The organism is Streptosporangium amethystogenes, from assembly GCF_000721075.1.
Classification (GTDB): Bacteria; Actinomycetota; Actinomycetes; order Streptosporangiales; family Streptosporangiaceae; genus Streptosporangium; species Streptosporangium amethystogenes.
In genome coordinates this window covers 117,760-134,972 of the sequence record NZ_JOEQ01000011.1, presented here as the reverse complement: position 1 = coordinate 134,972, position 17,213 = coordinate 117,760, and the positions used below count along the sequence as shown (strand labels likewise).

Here is a 17,213-nt window from a genome sequence, read left to right as displayed (position 1 = left end):
CCCCATGAACCCCATCATCGTCTCCCGGCTGCGCCGGGACGCGTCGTTCTCCGGTGAGCGCATCCAACTGACCACCACGGCTCTCGAACTGAGGAACCTGTCGCCGGGACAGGGCACGGCCCTGAAGCTGCTGGCCGAGGGCGACCACGATGACGCCGCCCTGGCAGGCGCGGTGACCACGGCGGACGGCGAGGCGGGACTGCTCCGCTGGCACATGCTGTTCCGCGGGCTGAACACCTCCGGGCTGCTCGAACACGCCGCGGCGGTGGACGGCACCGCGGTGGCCAGGCTCTTCTCCGTCGGCCGGGGTCCGACGCTGCTGGCGGCGGCCCCCACCGGCCCGGTACGGCTGTCGCGCTTCGCCGAGGCGCGGGTGGTGGACGGCACACTGACCCTGCAGACCCCCGGCCGTCACCTGGCCGTCGAGCTGATGCCGCAGGCCGCCGGGCTGCTCGGCGAGCTGGCGACCTGGAGCACCTCCGTACCCGCCCCGGTGCTGCGGCTGCTGGCCACGGCCGGTCTGCTGGCGCCGGGCGGTCCCGATGGGGACGTGGAGGTGGCCGAGCGCCCCTACGCGCAGTGGCACCCCGCCGACCTGGCCTTCCACTCCCGTACACGCTTCCCCGCCTCGGTCGGCGGATACGGCGGGACCTATCCCATCAAAGACCGCTTCGCACCGGAACCGGTCTCCCCGCCGCCCGCCGGCACCCGGACCGTCGCGCTGCCGGTGCCCGACCTGGACGAGGTCGCGGCCAAGGACCCGTCGCTCACCGAGGTGCTCGAACGGCGCCGCTCGATCCGCGCCCACGACCAGGACAGACCGATCACCCTCGCCCAGCTCGGCGAGCTGCTCTACCGGAGCCTGCGCAGACGGGGCACCATGACCGGCGGCGACGGCCAGGAACTGGCCGACCGGCCGTATCCGAGCGGCGGTGCCGTACACGAGCTGGAGGTCTACCCGCTGGTGACGGCGTGCGAGGGACTGGCGCCCGGACTGTGGCACTACGCGACCGACCGGCACGAGCTGGAACTCGTCGCCGAACCGGGCAAGGCCACCGAGGCGCTGGTCGGCCAGGCTCGGGGCGCCGCCATGCTGGAGTCCGATCCACAGGTGGTGCTGCTGGTGGCGGCCCGGTTCGGCCGGGTGATGTGGAAGTACGAGACCGTCGCCTACCCGCTGGTCCTCAAGCACGTGGGGGTGCTCTACCAGACCCTCTACCTGGTGGCCACCGCGATGGACCTGGCCGTGTGCGGCCTGGGCGGCGGGGACGCCGCGGCCTTCGCCACCGCCTCGGGACGCGACCCGCTCCTTGAGGGCACGGTCGGGGAACTCGTACTCGGCTCCCGGCCCCGGACGGAGGAGTAGACCGCCATGAGGTTCCGCTACCAGGCGCTGCAACGAATGCGCGAGCCCGACGAGCTGGACTCCCCCACCCTGCTGGCCACCCCCCGGGGCTGGATCGCGGTCTTCGTCGTGATGATCGTGATGGCGGGCGGGCTGGTCTGGGCGTTCGTCGGCGAGTTGCGCATCTCGGTCGCCGCCCCGGGTGTCCTCACCCACCCGGGCGGTACGGCCCGCATCCAGAGCCACTACTCGGGGCTGGCCCGCCGCGTGCTGGTCCGGCCGGGCGACCGGGTGATCGTCGGTCAGTCCATCGCCGAACTGCAGGACGCCGACGGCAAGACCCAGGAGGTGGCCAGCCCGTTCACCGGCCAGGTGGTCGGCACCACGGTCAGCGACGGCCAGGTGGTCGCCGTCGGCACCACGGTCGCCACGGTCGAGCGGACCGACCTGCCCGACGACCGCCTGGTCGCCATGGTGTTCGTACCCGCCGACCGGGCGGCCTGGATCGCCCCCGGCCGCCCGGTCGACCTGGAGGTGTCCACCGCGCCCGCCGCGGCCTTCGGGCTGCTGCGCGGCCAGGTCACCTCGGTCAGCCGCTACCCCCTGACCGGTGAGGCGCTGGCCGGGCTGGTCGGCGGCGAGCTGGCCGCCAGGAGATACGCGGCGGTCCAGGCCCCCCTGATGATCATCGTGGACCTGATCCCCGACCAGGCCTCGCATTCGGGATACACCTGGTCGACCGCGCAGGGACCGCCCGTGCAGCTCGACTCCCAGGTGACCGTGTCGGCCTCCATCCACCTGGGCGAGCAGACGCCGTTCGACCTGGTGCTCGGGCGCTGAGCGGAGGAGGCACCGATGACGAACACGACATTGAAACCCGCGGAACCCGCCAAGCCCGCGCCCAGGAAGCAGCCACGTCCCCCGCGCCCCCGCAGGAAGAACCATCACCGGGTGCCGACCGTGATCCAGATGGAGTCGGTCGAGTGCGGCGCGGCCGCGCTGGCGATGGTCCTGGGCCACTACGGCAAGCACGTGCCGCTTGAGGAGCTGCGGGGCCGGTGCGGGGTGTCCAGGGACGGGTCCAAGGCATCCTCGATGCTCGCGGCGGCCCGCTCCTACGGAATGATCGCCAAGGGCTTCCAGGTCGAGGCCGAACTGCTCCGCGACCAGAGCGGACCGGTGATCATTTTCTGGGCGTTCCAGCACTTCATCGTGGTCGAGGGACTGGTGACCCGGTTCGGCCGCACCATGGTCGCGATCAACGACCCGTCCTCGGGTCCGCGGCTGATGGAGTGGTCGGAGTTCGACTCCGGCTTCACCGGGATCATGCTGACCTTCGAACCCGGCCCCGATTTCAAGCCGGGCGGGGAACGCGCCAAGCTCAGCAAGGCGCTGCTCCAGTGGCGGCTGCCGTCCGGACGCGCCCTGCCGCTGGTGCTGCTGGCCAGCGCGCTGCTGCTGCTGCCCGGCATCGCCGGGCCCGCCTACTACCGGGTGTTCATCGACCGGGTGCTGAGCGGCAACTCCCCCGGCATCCTGCCGTCGTTGCTGATCGTCATGGTGTTCACCGCGGCGGCCGTCTTCGTGCTGACCTCGGTGCAGCAGTACTACCTTCTGCGGCTGGAGATCAGGGTCGGGCTGGTCGGCTCCGCCCGCTTCTTCCGGCACCTGCTCCGGCTGCCCATCGAGTTCTTCCTGCAACGCCGACCGGCCGAGGTCGCCAAGCGGATCTCCACCAACGACACGGTGGCCGAGATCCTCTCCCGCGACCTCGCGCTGACGGTGATCAACATGGTCCTGGTGACGTTCTACGCCGCCCTGCTGGTCCGCTACGACGTGCTGCTCGGCGTCATCGGCGTCGGCATGGCGGCGCTGAACATCCTGGTGCTGCGCTGGGTCGCCCGAGCCCGCAAGGACGCGGTCACCGCGCTCCGCACCGACCGCGGCAACCTCACCGGCACCACCTTCGCCACGCTCAGCATGATCGAGACGGTCAAGGCCACCGGCTCGGAGCCCGACGCCTTCACCCGCTGGGCGGGTTTCCTGGCCAAGGTCGTCTCCGCACAACAGCGGCTCGGCGTGCCCACCGCGGTGCTGGTCGTCGTCCCGCCCCTGCTGGCCACGGTGAACACCGGCCTGATGCTGCTGATCGGCGGGCTGCGGGTGGTGGAAGGCGTGCTCAGCATCGGCATCCTGATCTCCTTCCAGACCCTGCTGGCCGCGCTGAGCAGGCCGGTCACCCAGCTCACCAACCTCGGCGGACGCCTGCAGGACCTCAGCGCCGACGCCAAGCGCATCCACGACGTGGAGCGGCACCCGATCGCCCGCTGCTTCGAGCGCACCGGGGGCGAGGTGGAACTCGGCACCCGCCTGGAGGGCCGCCTGGAGTTGCGGGAGATCACCTTCGGGTACGGCCCGCTGAGCGATCCGGTCATCAAGAACCTCTCGCTGAGCATGACACCGGGCAGCCGGGTCGCGATCGTGGGCGGTTCCGGCAGCGGCAAGTCCACCCTGGGCCGCCTGCTGACCGGCCTGTACGAGCCCCGCGCCGGCCAGATCCTGCTCGACGGCCACCCGCTGGACGAGATCCCGCGCACCGTGCTCGCCAGCTCGATGGCCTACGTCGACCAGGACATCGTGCTGTTCGCCGGGACCGTACGCGACAACCTGACCCTGTGGGACGAGGCGGTCCCCGACGAGGTGGTGCTCGACGCACTCCGCGACGCCGCCGTCTACGACGCCGTGCTGGCCCGTCCCGGCGGGATCAACTCGTTCGTCCGCGAGGACGGCCGCAACTTCAGCGGCGGCCAGCGGCAGCGGCTCGAACTGGCCCGCGCGCTGGCCGCCGAGCCGACCCTGCTGATCCTCGACGAGGCCACCAGTGCCCTGGACCCGGAGACGGAGCACGTCATCATGGACAACCTGCGCCGCCGCGGCTGCGCCTGCCTGCTGATGGCCCACCGGCTGTCCACCATCCGCGACGCCGACGAGATCATCGTCCTGGACCACGGCGAGGTCGCCGAGCGCGGCATCCACGAGGAGCTGCTCGCCGCCGACGGCATCTACACGCGGCTGTTCAACACCGGAGGAGGATTGTGAGCCTCGATGCTCTCGCCGGAGTCGCCATCCCGCTGGACCTCGGCACCGAGCGGTTCATGATCCTCGACAACCCCGGGCGGATGCTGCTGGTCGAGTCGGGCCTGGTAGACCTGTTCGCGGTCCGGACCGCCGACGGCGCGCTGGACGGCCGCTGGAACTTCCTGGGCCGGGCCGAGGCGGGCACGGTGCTGGCCTGCGGAGTGCCGTCGGGGCCGCGCCACGTGATCGTGGCCCGCCCGGTGCCCGGCGCCGTACTCGCCGACGTCCCGGTCGCGGTTCTGCACGACCTGCCCGCCGAGGCCGCCGCCTGGCTGGTCAAGGGGCTCGGCCGCGGCATCGAACTGCTGGCCCGGGCGCTGCCCGCCCCCCTGCCACCCCGCCAGTTCGTCCCGCTGCCCATCAGCGGGACGGCCGAGCTGGACGCGGGCCGCGCCGTGCGATCGGTCGACGGCGTGCGCTGTGTGCGCGTCGAGGCGGGTGAGGTGGAGGTCGGCGGCAACGATCTGGTGCTCGGCGCGGGCGGCGACATCTGCCTGACCGAAAGGGACTGGCTCGTCGCCCGCACCAGGACCCGGCTGCGGGTCCGCTCGCTGCACTCGGTCTTCGACGAGGGCCTGCTCTGCGAGTTCCTCGCCGCCCACGCCGTCCGGCTGCTCGACACCGTCGACGAACGCATCGAACGGCGGCGCGAGGAGGAGCGCGCCGCCCTGACCGGCCTGCGGGAACGCGAGAGCACCGTGCTGACGCAGGCCGTACGGAGCTTCGACGCCGTGCTGCGGGACACCGAGGTCCAGGTGAAACTGGCCGACGTGGCCAACGATCCGCCCGCGCTGGCCGCCGCCCGGCTGGTGGCGGCGCACCAGGGATTCGAGGTACGGCCGCCGGTACGGCGTGGCAGCCAGGACCGCCCGGTGGGCGACCTGCAGGCGATAGCGCTGGCCTCCGGCGTCAGAACCCGGCTCGTACGGCTGGACGGCCCGTGGTGGACGCAGGACCTGGGGCCCATGGTGGGCAGCAACTCCGCGGGGCGCCCCGTGGCGCTGCTGACCATGGGCCGCGGCTACGTCATGGTGGACGACGGCGTGCTCACCCCGGTCACCGCGGCCGTCGCCCGCGGCCTGGAGAAGCGGGCGCACGTGCTGTACCGGCCGCTGCCCGCCTCGATCAAGACCGTCGGCGCGCTGCTGCGCCTGGGGCTCCTCGACAGCGGCAACTACCGTGACCTGCTGCGGTTCGCCGCCATGGGGGTGCTGGTCGCGCTGCTCGGGCTGCTCGTCCCGATCATGACGGGCAAGGTGCTCGGCGTGTTCACGGTCCGGGCCGAACTCGACCTCATCGTGCAGGGCTCCCTGGTGGTGATCGGCTCCGGGTTCGTGGTCGCGGCCCTGTCGGTGGTGCAGAACATCGCGGTGCTGCGGGTCGAGAGCCGCACCACCTCGGCCCTGCAGTCGGGCCTGTGGACCCGGCTGCTCTCCCTGCCCGCCGGGTTCTTCGCCCGCTACTCCACCGGCGAGCTGGGCACCACGGTGCTGGGCATCAGCTCGGCACAGGAGATGCTCTCCGGGATGCTGACCACGGCCACGCTGGGGCTGCTCACCGGGTCGGCCAATCTGATCCTGGTCTACTTCTACGACGTGCGCCTGGCCCTGGTCGCCACCGGGCTCATGCTGTTCGGGCTCGGGTTCGCCATCGTCGCGGGACGGATGCAACTTCGCTGGCAGCGGCAGTCCTACGAGCACGAGCGGACCATGTCGGCCCGGGTCTTCCAGATGCTCACCGCGATGCCGAAGCTGCGGGCCGCCGCCGCCGAGGAACGGGCGTTCGCCGAGTGGACGCGCGAGGTCACCAGGGGCCGCTCACTGACCGCCTCGGCCCGCCGCATCCAGAACGCGGTGACCACGTTCAACGCCGGATTCCCGCTGGTCTGCACCGGGGTCGTGTTCGCGGTGGTGGCGGGACCGATGGCGGGCCAGATCTCGGTCGCCACCTTCCTGCCGTTCTTCACCGCGCTCAGCCTGCTGCTGGCCTCCAGCCTCCAGTTCACCGCCGCCGCCGTCAGCGCGATGGGCGTCGTGCCGATGATGGAGAACATCAAGCCGATCCTGGAGGCCCGGCCGGAGACCGACGGCACCAAGGCCGACCCCGGCGACCTGTCCGGGCGGCTCGCGCTCAGTCAGGTGTCGTTCCGCTACGGCCAGGACGGTCCGCTGACCCTGGACGGGGTCGCCCTGTCGATCGAGCCCGGCGAGTTCGTGGCCCTGGTCGGCCCCTCGGGCAGCGGCAAGTCCACGGTGCTGCGGCTGCTGCTCGGCTTCGAGATCCCGCTGTCGGGCACCGTGCTCTACGACGGCCAGGACCTCGCCGAACTCGACGTCTCCGCCGTCCGCCGCCAGTGCGGGGTGGTGCTCCAGAACGGCGCGCTGCAGGCGGGCAGCATCCAGGCCAACATCGTCGGCAGCAGCATCCACACGGTGGACGACGCCTGGGCGGCGGCCGAGATGGCCGGGCTCGCCGACGACATCAGGGCCATGCCGATGGGCATGCACACCGTGCTCTCCGAGGGCACCAGCACACTGTCGGGCGGCCAGCGGCAGCGTCTCATGATCGCTCGGGCGCTGGTCGCCCGGCCCCGCATCGTCTTCTTCGACGAGGCCACCAGCGCGCTGGACAACCCCTCCCAGAGCCGGGTCGCCGAGAGCACCCGCCGGCTCAACGCCACCCGGGTGGTGATCGCCCACCGGCTCTCCACGGTGGTCGCCGCCGACCGCATCGTGGTCATGGACGAGGGGCGGATCGTCCAGCAGGGCACCTACGACGAACTACTGGCCGTGAAGGACGGCCTGTTCGCCCAGCTGGCCACCCGTCAGCTCTCCTGAGTGCGCCCCGGCTGGGTGGCCGGATCCTCCCCCCGGTGACTCTCAGCCGTCGAGCTGGCGGGTGATCGACGGGTCGGTGATGGCCGTGTCGTCGGCGAGCAGGAACGCCTTGGACAGGATGATCGACAGCATGCCGCCGTTCTCCTCGAAGGGCAGAAAGACCGAGGCGGCCTCGCGGTCGTGGCCGGGGACGATGCACAGGTAGGCGTCGTTGGGCTCCATCAGGATGTTGCCCGAGCCCAGGTGGATCCGGTAGGTCCGCCGGTCTCCGCGTACCCGCAGGAACCGGTCGGTCAGCTCGGCCCGGTCGGCGATCCTCAGCCGGGGCAGCAGCCGGGCGAGCGCGTCGCGCCGGGTGCCGGCGGTCTCGGTGAGTTCGCCGAACCCGTAGGAGCGCCAGTACTCCTCGTGCCCGGCGGCGGCCTGCTGGTCGAGGCCGACCGAGGTGACGCCCACCGCCAGGTCGGCGTCGCGCAGCACCTCCGACAGCACCAGCGGCGGCACCTCGGCCAGCGGCACACCCTCGTCGCCGGCGAGGTCGTCGGCCCGGTGGAAGCGAATCCGCTCGCCGGCGCAGAAGGAGGCGGTCCCCCACCCGTCGGCCTCCGCGTCACCGACCACGTACATGCCCCAGTGGGCCCGCCAGCCGGACAGTTCCCTGACGGCCTCGCCCTGGTCGCCGCCGCACTCGTAGTCCCAGTGACCGATGGACAGCCCGCTCCAGCCACGCTGGTTCAGCAACGCCTTGGCCTGGCCGTAGCGGAGCGTGTGCCCGGCGAACCGGTTGGAATACGTGCGGGTCAGCTCCTCGGCCGGGGTCAGCAGGTAGACCTCGCGGAACGCCTGCTTGTACGGCTGGCGGACGCCGTGCTCCAGCAGGTGGTCGCGCCAGGCCCGCACGTCCTCGGCCGCCGCGTGGATCGGATGCCAGAGCCGGACCGGGGTGTCGGGGTCCGGCTGGACGCGGCGGCCCTGCGGGTCGGCGAGCTCCCATCCGGAGTCGGTCCGGACGGGGAGCCCGGCCGGGCCCTGGTGGGTCTGCCAGATGAGGTTCCTGGCATACAGGCCGGTGAGCGGATGGTCGAGGAAGAGCTCCGTCACCTCCGCCCAGCGCCAGAGCCGCTCCTCGATCAGCGCCCGCTCCAGCCGGAACCGCTCGGCGGGCAGTGCCTGCTTGAGCTCCTTCAGGGTGGTCTTGAGGACGGCCAGCTCGGGGGCCTGGCGGATCGCCTGCGGCGCCGACTTGACCGTCCGGCCGGCCGGGTTGACGAACTGGAGCGCGGGACCGTCGGCGCGGAGCCGTACCAGGCAGTCGCCGATCTTCTCCTCCCGCACCCCGTCCCGGCCGAGCCCGAAGGCGGGCACGGTACGGTCCAGCAACTGCTCGCGGCCCAGCCCCACCTCGGCGGCCACCGCGTCCAGGGTGCGCGCCACGTTGCTCAGCACGGTCTTCTTGCGGACCTTGACCTGGACCCTGGCCAGGGCCGCGACCACCTCCAACCCGCCCCGGCGGGCCAGCGTGTGCACCGCGGCGTTGGCGAGCAGCTCACTGCGGCAGTTGGCGCCCGACCCGCCGATCCCGGTCCCGCAGGTCAGCGCGACATCGCCGAGGAGTGAGGTCACCCACGGCTCGTCGATCAGCTCGCACGTCCACACCATGCCGCGCACCGGCATGGCGGTGCGCTCGTGCAGGAAGACGGTCTCCCGCCACCCGTAAAGGTTCTCCTCCTGCCTCTCCCGGTGAGCCGCCACCAGGACGAGGATCTCGCGGACGAGGCCGACGGCCTCGGGGGTCAGCAGCGTTTCGGCGGTCCTGAGCCACTTCCCGCTGGGCTTGGAGAACCGGGCGCTGTTCCAGTGCCGCAACAGGGGCAGGACCTCGGGGGCGGCCAGGCGCGCGCCGTACTCCTCGGCCAGCCTGCGGGCGACCTCGTCGCAGTCCCAGATGACGTTCCGCACCACTCCGGCCGGGCCGTTCTCGGCGGGTTCGGTCAGCACCTCCTCCATCTGGTCGTGCAGGGCGTCCCAGACCGGCCGGTGGTACTTCCGGAACCACTCCAGCGTCCCCTCCAGGATCTGGCGGCGTCCCGCGTGGTCCAGCCGCCGGATCGCGACGAGCGGGAGCCGGTACAGCTCCGGATAGTCGGTGTGCCCCCAGGTCATCAGCGCGTCGGCGGCCATCCAGAGGAAACGGGCGTCCTCCAACGTCCATGGGGTGTCACCGGCGGCGGCCAGCCGGGTCGCGCGCAGCACACGCTCGTCGTATTCGTGGACCTCGTGGTGCCCGTTGCCGAGCCGCAGCTGCGCCCAGCGGCCGAACAGCCTCGGGTCGCTCTCCGCGTCGGGAAGCTCCCGCCCCGCCTCGAAGGCCGCGTCAAGGCGAGCGAAGATCTCACGGGTCGGTGCGTCCAGGTGGTGCATGACATAGCCGTGAGATCTGGGGAAGTCGTCGATGACGCCCACTCCTCAGCCCCCGACCAGCGGAACGAGCTTGATGAAGGAGACCACCGGGTCGACGGTCAGGTCGATCATCTCGGACAGGTCGTCGATCTGACGCTCCCCGACGAGCAGCAGGAACCCGTTGCGCTGGAACGCCCGCTCGGCGGTGTCCGCCTGCCGTTCCCAGTCGATCCGCCGCTTCGTGCCCATCCGATAGCCGTTCAACTCCACCTCTGCGTCCTCGGGACGGACCAGGCCGTTGAACCGGGCGGCGGGGGCCGCGTTGTACCGGGCGACCTCCTCGCGGACCCTGAGCCGGACCAACTCCCGCGCCGAGATGTTCTCTGGCAGGTCGGGGAGAGTGAACTCCTCCATCGTCTTTCCCGTCGCGGTCTCATCCCGGAAGGTGACCGTTGCCATCACGCGGCTCCACAAATCATCGGAATCACTGTGATGGCCATCAGTAGCATTTCAATCCGACAGAAACCGCTCTCACCGACACCCCGGTGAGCCGGTGGAGCAGAGGCGTTCGGTCTTCGCGACCTCGACGCGTACGGTTGTCATACGGACGTCCGCCGACGAGGAGCGAGAGAACTTCGGTGAATGACGAGCTACCGCCCGAGTTGCTGAACAGCGATCCGAAGGGCTACGCCTGGCAGGTCTGGCACGATCGCACTCCGAAGCTGGTAGCGAAGATCAAGGACACGAATTCGTACGGTCAGAAAGAGCACGACGCGCTGGACGCGTTGCTCGCCGAGATCCTCTCCGGGGTGATGGAGCCGCTCGGCGCGCACGCCCATGATCGGGGGGTGTGGGCGGGCTGGGGTGCCGACCACTTCGGAAAACCCTGGTCGGACGCCCCTTTCCTCTGGTCGGAGTCGTACTTCTACCGGCGGGTGCTTGACGCGGTCGGGTTCTTCGAGCCGGGACCGTGGCGGGGAGTGGACCCGTTCGCCCCTCTCAAGCGGGCCGAGCTCGCGTCCCTCACCGACCTTGAGCGGCCGGCGGCCGGCGCGTCCGGCCAGGCGAAGCTGCTGGCCGCGCTCTGGGGCAACCGCGCCGATCTGAGTTTCGCGATGGGCACCCTCACCGAGGCGTCGGGTGCCGAGCTGGTCTGCGACGACAGCGCGAAGATGTGGAACGCGCTCGCTCCCGGGGCCGAGGTCGTGGTGGTGGCCGACAACGCCGGGCGCGAACTGCTCGCGGACCTGATCCTCATCGACCATCTCCTGGAGCACGGACACGCCTCCTCGGTCGCCCTCCATCTGAAGCCGCATCCCTACTACGTCTCCGACGCGACCACCGCCGACCTCGCGGACACCCTGGACCACCTGGCCGAAACAGACGGCGCGTCCTTCCACCGGCTCAGGAAGGCGACCGCGGACGGGAGGCTCTCGCCGTACGTCCACGACTTCTACTGCGCGCCCTGGTCCTTCCGCCGGCTCCCCGCCGACCTCGCCGTCCTGTTCGAGCGGGCGTCGCTGACCATCATGAAGGGCGATCTCAACTACCGGCGGCTGGTGGGTGACCGGGCCTGGCCGGCCACCACCCCGTTCGCCGAAACGGTCGCGTACTTTCCCGGCCCGGTCGCCGCGCTCCGCACCCTCAAGTCCGACGTGGCCGTCGGCATCCCCCCGGCGACCCTGAGAAACCTCGACGCGGACACCCCGGACTGGCGGGTCACCGGTGGCTATGGGCTCCTCCAGGCCGACCTCCGGGAAAGGGTGCCCGGGGAGTGACAGCGGGTCCGACCATGGCCCGCTACCCGCCGGCCGCCACGTTCCCGGCAAGGGAGCGGAGAATCGGCCCGGCGTGGGTCCAGAGCACCGCGCCGCCGATCCCCGGCACCAGATGCCGTACGGCGCCGGGGATCCGGGCGGCGAGTGTCGCTCCCCTGTCCGGGGAGTGGCCGGTGTCCTGCTCGCCGTACCAGACGTCGACCGGAACGGTGATCCTCCCCAGGTCGAACGGCCATCGCCCCATGGCCAGCACGGTGTCACGGGCATAACCGGCCGCCCCCTGCGCGAACCCCTCGTCCAGCGCCCGGCGGTAGGCGGCCCCGAACCCGGGATCCCGGTATACCGCCAGGTCGGAGGCCGGGCTGCCAGCCATGACCATGTCCCACATCGCGCCCGCGCCGAAGCCGGCGAAGAACTCCTCCGCTCCGTCCGGATCGTGCACGGCCCTGTCGACGAGCCCGCGCAGCTCCGCGGGCAGCGCCTCGGCGAACTCCGGCGCGGCGACCTCGTCCGCGCCGGACACGATGGCCAGCGCGGCGGCGATCCCCTCGACAGCGCACGCGAGCGCGAACGGCGCGCCCTGCGAGCTGCCGACCACCGCCGGGGATCCCAGCCCGCGCAGCTCGGCGAGACGGCGGACGTCCTCGGCGAAGTCGGCGAACGTCCGGCCGGGGGCAGGGGTCGAGGCGCCGAGTCCCGGGCGGTCCACGGAGACAAGACGCACCCCGAGCTCATCGACGGCATCCGTGCCGAAACCGAGCCACCGGCTGGTGGCCGCCCCGGGACAGAGCAGCACCGGAATGCCGTCCGGCGCGCCCCACTCGGCCCAGCCGAGCAGCCGCCCATCGGGGAGCCGGCTCTCACCGAGCCGGACAGGATCGTCAATACGCACACTCATAGGCCCTATTTTTTCCGCAAGCAGCCTGTATCCGCACCGGATTTTCGTCCCCCAGCGGGGCCGCGCCGGTTCCGGACCGTAAATCCCTCCCGAACCCCGCGAACGCGGTGGCCGACACCGCTATGCCCGCCCGCGCCTGGCTTCTTCACACGGCGTCCGGTTCGGCGTCGGCCGATTGGATGTAACATACATTATTACAGCAAGGAGGACGATGGCTGCGAACAGCCGGCTGACGATCGCCGTACACGCTCTGACCTGGATCGCGCTCGCCCAGCGGCGCGGGCAGGAGTGGCTGACCTCGGAGCAGGTCGCCGCCAGCGTCAACACCAATGCGGTGATCATCCGGCGTAGCCTCGGCGATCTGCGCCGGGCGGGCCTGGTGGAGGTCCGTCACGGGGCCGGGGCCGGCTGGAGCATGGCCCGCGCACCCGAGGACATCACCCTGCTCCAGGTGTACGACGCCGTGGAGCGAGAACCGCTCTTCGCCATGCACCACACCGAGCCCAACCTGGAGTGCCCGATCGGCCGGGGCATCCGGCCCGTGCTGGGCACGGTCTACGAGCGGGCCGACCAGGGCCTGCGCCGTGAACTCGGTCGCACCTCGATCGCCGATGTGCTGCGGGACTGCCTGTAGGCGCGATGACGCGCGCTTTCAGTAGTAACAATGTTTGTTTCAGCAACGCGGAAGGATCTTCGCCGGTGCAGGACAGCCGATACCCGATCGTCGAGCTCAGGCAGTACACCCTGCACGAGGGGGGACGCGAGGTGCTGATCGACCTCTTCGAGAGGGAGTTCATCGAGCCCCAGGAGGCTGCGGGGATGACCGTCATCGGCCAGTTCCGCGACCTCGACGCTCCGAACCGGTTCGTCTGGCTGCGCGGATTCCCCGACATGCGGCACCGGGCCGAGGCACTGCGCTCCTTCTACGGCGGTCCGGTCTGGAAGGCGAACCGGGATCGGGCCAACGCGACGATGATCGACTCCGATGACGTGCTGCTGTTGCGCGCGAGAGCGGACTTTCCAGCATCGGCGCGGCCTCCGGTCGGCGATGCCGCGCCGCCGTCGATCGTCACCGCGACGATCTACCACCGCGACCGGCCGTTCGACGACGCCTTCGTGGACTTCTTCGACCGTTCCGTACGACCGGTGCTGGCCGAGACCGGAGCACGACCGCTGGCCTGCCTGCGGACCGAGTACGCCGAGAACACCTTCCCCGCCCTGCCGGTCCGCACCGGGGAGAACGTCTTCGTGTGGTTCTCCCGGTTCACCGGTCCCGGCGATCTCGCCGATCACCAGGACCGGCTGGCCCGCTCGCGTACCTGGCACGATCGGGTGCTCCCGGAACTGTCGGAAACGCTCACCGGCACTCCCCAGCTGCTCCGGCTGGCCCCCACCGCGCGATCACTGCTGCGCTGAGACGCGGTCACCCTCGGGTCAGGCTCAGGCGGGGCGCCTGCTAGCGTTCGCGAACGGGTGTGTCCGCACGTCGTTCACCCCGGCCAGCCGAGTGGAACAGGACCTGCGATGAGCCCCGAATCGACGCCGCGCCAGGCGGTCGCCGAGCAGATGATCTCGATTCCCGCCGGGAGCATCTTCCTGCGGGACGAGGGCACGAAGGCGATCTGGAAGGTCGAGGTCGGGGCCTTCTGTCTGGCGCCGTATCCGGTGACCCGCGAGCTGTACCGCGCCGTTCGAGGCGAGGCGCCCGCGAGCCCGGCGGGGCCGCGGACACCGGTGACCGAGGTCTCCTGGATGGACGCCGTCCGGTTCTGCAACCTGCTTTCCCAGGCTACGGGGCTCGGCCCCTGCTACTCGATGGGTGACGACCCCGACGGCCAGGACGTGGTCTGCGACCGGGAGGCCGACGGCTACCGCCTCCCCTCCGAAGCGGAGTGGGAGTACGCGTGCCGGGCCGGGAACTCCGACGTGCGCTACGGGGAGCTGGACGAGATCGCCTGGCACCGCGGGAACTCCGGCGACGAGGTGCACGACGTCGCGACCAGGGCGCCGAACGCCTGGGGCCTGCACGACATGATCGGCAACGTGTGGGAGTGGTGCTGGGACGTCTACGATCCCGAGGTCTACGGCCCGTACCGGGTGTTCCGGGGCGGCGGGGTGTACGACGACGCCCGGGGATGCCGGGCGTCGTGCCGCCGCAAGAGTCACCCGACCTTCCGCATCGACGACCTGGGGTTCCGGCTCGCCCGATCGCGGTGAGTGGGCGCCCATTCCGAGGTCAGGGCCTGCCCTTTGTGACGCCGCGGCGGCTTGACGAGAAGCCGCTCCCCTTCGGGGAGCGGAGGACAGGTATTGCCCTTGATAAGCCCCGCAGAGGCCTTGGTCCGGGAAAAGTGCCAAGGTCACGGGTTTGCGGCTCAACCTGAGATGGGCACTCTCACTCCTGCGGCCGGTTGTCCGGGGCCGGGGACTCCGGCCTCGACAGGCGTTCCCTCGGCGCTCCACCACGGGACGGACCGCGTACGGAAGGTCGCGTGACCGTCACCGTCCGGGGCGTGAGACGCCGACGCGAAGAGGAGAGATCATGTCGAACCCGCCGCTTCCCGAGGAAGCAGTCGCCATGCTGAAGAGGCCGAATCCGGCCGTCATCACCACGCTTCAGCCCGACGGCCAGCCGGTGTCCACCGCCACCTGGTACCTCTGGGACGACGGCCGAATCCTGGTCAACATGGACGAGGGCCGCAAGCGGCTGAGCCACCTGCGCGACGATCCCCGGGTCGCCCTCACCGTGCTCGAGGGGAACAACTGGTACACCCACGTCAGCATCATCGGGCATGTCGCCGAGATGCACGACGACACGGATCTGACCGACATCGACCGGCTGGCCCAGCAGTACCTCGGGAAGAAGTACCCGCAGCGGGACCGCGGCCGGGTCAGCGCCTGGATCGAGATCGACCGCTGGCACGGCTGGGGCAAACACAAGGACAGCAGCCAGCCCGGCTGACACCCGCAATCGACCCGGAGTCCGGCGACACCTCCGTGCCAGTGAGTGTCCAGATGGACGGCCTTGCACTTAGTCGGTTGTGCCCAGGTGGGCGAACAGGTTCCCCTAGATCAGGAGGAGGACGGCTCGCTCTCGACGACCCAGTCCTCGGCACGTGTGAGTGCGTGATCGTAGGGACCGGAGTCGTCCCATCGCCAGGTGACCCCTCAGCGGATCACGACAACGCGTCCCGTTCAGAAGGGCCAGTCCGCGTTGCGGCCGGATTCCAGTAGCGGGATCATTCGGAAGGCCGCGTCGGTCAGGCCGCCGAAGGTGTGTCGGTTCTCCCTTCCTGACGGGGTGGCGCCGTGCTGGTAGCCGCCGAAGTTCCACATGTACAGCGGCACGTCCCGCGGGACCAGGTCGTCGATCCGCCGCTCCGGTCCGCCTCCGTAGGAGGCGCCGTTGGAGGGCAGCCAGCCGGGGCGGGTCTGCTCGTCGGTGACGATGACGATCCGGTCGTGATCGCGGAAGTGGCGCTGCACCGCCGAGGGGATGTCGGTCCCGTCGAGCTGGCTGAACCGGTCCAGGATCTTCAGCAGCGACTCGCCACGCCGGAACTTCACCTGTGCGTTCCGGATGCCGAACTCCACCAGGTCGGCCTGCTCGGCGCGGAGCGCGACCGCCGTGCCGAAGACGGCGGCGGCGTCCGCCCACGGCAGCGTGGAGTGCGCGCTGAACTTCTGCATCCACATCGACGGCGACCGGTCGACCAGCACCAGCGTACGGCCGTCGAGCGCGGGCACCCCGGCCAGCGAGTGCGCCAGTGCCCGCTCCAGCGGATAGGCCCAGCGCGGCGAGGACGCGGCCCGGTAGGCCGCCAGGAACCGGAAGGGGAACTGGCGCGAGCGGGCGACCTGCTCGGGGTCCGCCAACTGGACGGCGACGCGCTCGGCCACCTTGTCGGAGACACCCGCCCGGTCGAAGTTGCGCAGGTTGCGCAGCCGTGCCATGTAGCCCATCGAGTCAAGGACGGCCTCCCAGGCGGTGGCGTCCATCGGACCCTGCAGCCAGCCCGCCAGCGACTCCCAGGTCATTCCGGCGGCCCTGAGCCGGCCGGGGTCGCCGAGCGCGGCACGCCGCCGGCCGACCGGCAGGGCCATCAGCTCGGCACGGGCGGTCAGCATGCCGAGGGCTGCGGGGATCCGCTCGTCACGGTGGTGCCTGCGGTTCAGCGCGTGCCTGAACAGCTCACCCTGCCAGGGGCACGCGGGGTCCGGTGTGGGATGGACCAGGTCGATGACGTCACCGAACCGCCAGCCGTGCGCGTCGGTGTCGTACTTGAGCAGACTGCGCTCGGTGTAGAGGCGGGCCACCGCGTCGGCCACGCCGCGCTTGACCGGCTTCGGGATGGAACGGCCGTAGCGGGAGGTCCAGTAGGCCAGCGCCTCACCGGGCTCGTCGGGACGCCGCAGCACGCTGTCGACCAGTCGGCGGCCGCCTCCCTCGAGGCCGGCGTCCCGCCGTGCCTTGACGGCCTCCAGCGCGGCGACGATCGGAGCCGAGCGCATGTCGGCCTCGCGGCGCAGCCAGGGCAGGAACCGGGCCAGCCAGTCGACGTCCTGGACCGCGACCTGGTGGACCAGGTTTCGGAAGCGCTGGTCGCGCTCGGTCCCGGCCTCGTAGAAGCCGTCCTCACCGACCATGTTCGAGACCGCGAGCAGGAACAGCTCGCTCCTGGCGTCCCGAACATACCCCGGCGCGCCTTCGAAGGTCCGCCCGGAGGGCACGGGCTCGGAGACGACCGGGCTGGAGGTCGCGGGGCGGGTCGACGGCCTATTGAACTTGGACATGTGACGGGACCTCCTTCCGCACC

General features: G+C 71.0%; 13 protein-coding genes. 9 read left to right on the top strand and 4 right to left on the bottom strand.

All coding sequences use genetic code 11. From position 1 onward, the window contains the following. Nucleotides 1-4 precede the first annotated feature (4 nt). Genes IG98_RS46985 through IG98_RS0117965 form a run of 4 tightly spaced genes read left to right on the top strand, consistent with a single transcriptional unit; the run spans nt 5 to nt 7,320 of the window. A complete protein-coding gene (locus IG98_RS46985) occupies nt 5-1,366 on the top strand; it encodes a SagB family peptide dehydrogenase (RefSeq protein ID WP_051752355.1) in 1,362 nt (453 codons plus the stop codon). A gap of 6 nt (nt 1,367-1,372) precedes the next feature. Continuing rightward, nucleotides 1,373-2,185, top strand: coding sequence for a biotin/lipoyl-containing protein (locus IG98_RS0117975; protein ID WP_051752353.1), 813 nt, complete (start codon nt 1,373-1,375; stop codon nt 2,183-2,185). Nucleotides 2,186-2,200: 15 nt separating this feature from the next. Then, nucleotides 2,201-4,444, top strand: a complete 2,244-nt coding sequence (locus IG98_RS0117970; protein WP_030913226.1) for an NHLP family bacteriocin export ABC transporter peptidase/permease/ATPase subunit — start codon at nt 2,201-2,203, stop codon at nt 4,442-4,444. Beyond that, the gene (locus IG98_RS0117965; RefSeq protein WP_051752352.1) at nt 4,441-7,320 is read left to right on the top strand and encodes an NHLP bacteriocin export ABC transporter permease/ATPase subunit; all 2,880 of its coding nucleotides are present in this window, start codon (nt 4,441-4,443) and stop codon (nt 7,318-7,320) included. Before IG98_RS0117970 ends, IG98_RS0117965 begins: the two co-directional genes overlap by 4 nt. Nucleotides 7,321-7,362: 42 nt before the next feature. Here the strand turns inward: IG98_RS0117965 and IG98_RS0117960 are convergent, their stop codons facing one another. Together IG98_RS0117960 and IG98_RS0117955 are read right to left on the bottom strand one after the other, a co-directional pair. Continuing rightward, the gene (locus IG98_RS0117960) at nt 7,363-9,783 is read right to left on the bottom strand and encodes a DUF4132 domain-containing protein (protein ID WP_051752344.1); all 2,421 of its coding nucleotides are present in this window, start codon (nt 9,781-9,783) and stop codon (nt 7,363-7,365) included. A gap of 3 nt (nt 9,784-9,786) precedes the next feature. After that, nucleotides 9,787-10,179, bottom strand: a complete 393-nt coding sequence (locus IG98_RS0117955; protein ID WP_030913221.1) for a hypothetical protein — start codon at nt 10,177-10,179, stop codon at nt 9,787-9,789. Between the two features lie 179 nt (nt 10,180-10,358). Here IG98_RS0117955 and IG98_RS0117950 point away from each other — a divergent pair, with 179 nt between their 5' ends. Next, the gene (locus IG98_RS0117950; protein ID WP_051752342.1) at nt 10,359-11,498 is read left to right on the top strand and encodes a damage-control phosphatase ARMT1 family protein; all 1,140 of its coding nucleotides are present in this window, start codon (nt 10,359-10,361) and stop codon (nt 11,496-11,498) included. A gap of 22 nt (nt 11,499-11,520) precedes the next feature. On the opposite strand, the gene IG98_RS0117945 is transcribed toward IG98_RS0117950, so the two are convergent. Continuing rightward, nucleotides 11,521-12,396 (bottom strand): alpha/beta fold hydrolase, encoded by an 876-nt coding sequence (locus IG98_RS0117945; protein ID WP_211264010.1) that lies wholly within the window; start codon nt 12,394-12,396, stop codon nt 11,521-11,523. A gap of 211 nt (nt 12,397-12,607) precedes the next feature. On the opposite strand from IG98_RS0117945, the gene IG98_RS0117940 reads away from it, so the two are divergent. The 4 genes from IG98_RS0117940 to IG98_RS0117925 all read left to right on the top strand — a co-directional run bounded on the left by IG98_RS0117940 (nt 12,608) and on the right by IG98_RS0117925 (nt 15,358). Continuing rightward, the gene (locus IG98_RS0117940) at nt 12,608-13,030 is read left to right on the top strand and encodes an Rrf2 family transcriptional regulator (protein WP_030913213.1); all 423 of its coding nucleotides are present in this window, start codon (nt 12,608-12,610) and stop codon (nt 13,028-13,030) included. A gap of 65 nt (nt 13,031-13,095) precedes the next feature. After that, the gene (locus tag IG98_RS0117935; protein ID WP_245651612.1) at nt 13,096-13,812 is read left to right on the top strand and encodes an NIPSNAP family protein; all 717 of its coding nucleotides are present in this window, start codon (nt 13,096-13,098) and stop codon (nt 13,810-13,812) included. Nucleotides 13,813-13,920: 108 nt separating this feature from the next. Next, nucleotides 13,921-14,613 (top strand): formylglycine-generating enzyme family protein, encoded by a 693-nt coding sequence (locus IG98_RS0117930; RefSeq protein ID WP_051752340.1) that lies wholly within the window; start codon nt 13,921-13,923, stop codon nt 14,611-14,613. Between the two features lie 325 nt (nt 14,614-14,938). Further along, the gene (locus IG98_RS0117925; RefSeq protein ID WP_030913206.1) at nt 14,939-15,358 is read left to right on the top strand and encodes a PPOX class F420-dependent oxidoreductase; all 420 of its coding nucleotides are present in this window, start codon (nt 14,939-14,941) and stop codon (nt 15,356-15,358) included. A gap of 233 nt (nt 15,359-15,591) precedes the next feature. Here IG98_RS0117925 and IG98_RS0117920 read toward each other — a convergent pair whose 3' ends face one another. Further along, nucleotides 15,592-17,190 (bottom strand): TROVE domain-containing protein, encoded by a 1,599-nt coding sequence (locus tag IG98_RS0117920; RefSeq protein WP_030913204.1) that lies wholly within the window; start codon nt 17,188-17,190, stop codon nt 15,592-15,594. Nucleotides 17,191-17,213: the final 23 nt, after the last annotated feature.

Bases quoted from the DNA above. Each gene is read 5' to 3' on its own strand.
- IG98_RS46985 (WP_051752355.1), top strand. From the start codon at position 5: ATGAACCCCATCATCGTCTCCCGGCTGCGCCGGGACGCGTCGTTCTCC.
- IG98_RS0117975 (WP_051752353.1), top strand. From the start codon at position 1,373: ATGAGGTTCCGCTACCAGGCGCTGCAACGAATGCGCGAGCCCGACGAG.
- IG98_RS0117970 (WP_030913226.1), top strand. From the start codon at position 2,201: ATGACGAACACGACATTGAAACCCGCGGAACCCGCCAAGCCCGCGCCC.
- IG98_RS0117955 (WP_030913221.1), bottom strand. From the start codon at position 10,179: ATGGCAACGGTCACCTTCCGGGATGAGACCGCGACGGGAAAGACGATG.
- IG98_RS0117945 (WP_211264010.1), bottom strand. From the start codon at position 12,396: ATGAGTGTGCGTATTGACGATCCTGTCCGGCTCGGTGAGAGCCGGCTC.
- IG98_RS0117940 (WP_030913213.1), top strand. From the start codon at position 12,608: ATGGCTGCGAACAGCCGGCTGACGATCGCCGTACACGCTCTGACCTGG.
- IG98_RS0117930 (WP_051752340.1), top strand. From the start codon at position 13,921: ATGAGCCCCGAATCGACGCCGCGCCAGGCGGTCGCCGAGCAGATGATC.
- IG98_RS0117925 (WP_030913206.1), top strand. From the start codon at position 14,939: ATGTCGAACCCGCCGCTTCCCGAGGAAGCAGTCGCCATGCTGAAGAGG.
- IG98_RS0117920 (WP_030913204.1), bottom strand. From the start codon at position 17,190: ATGTCCAAGTTCAATAGGCCGTCGACCCGCCCCGCGACCTCCAGCCCG.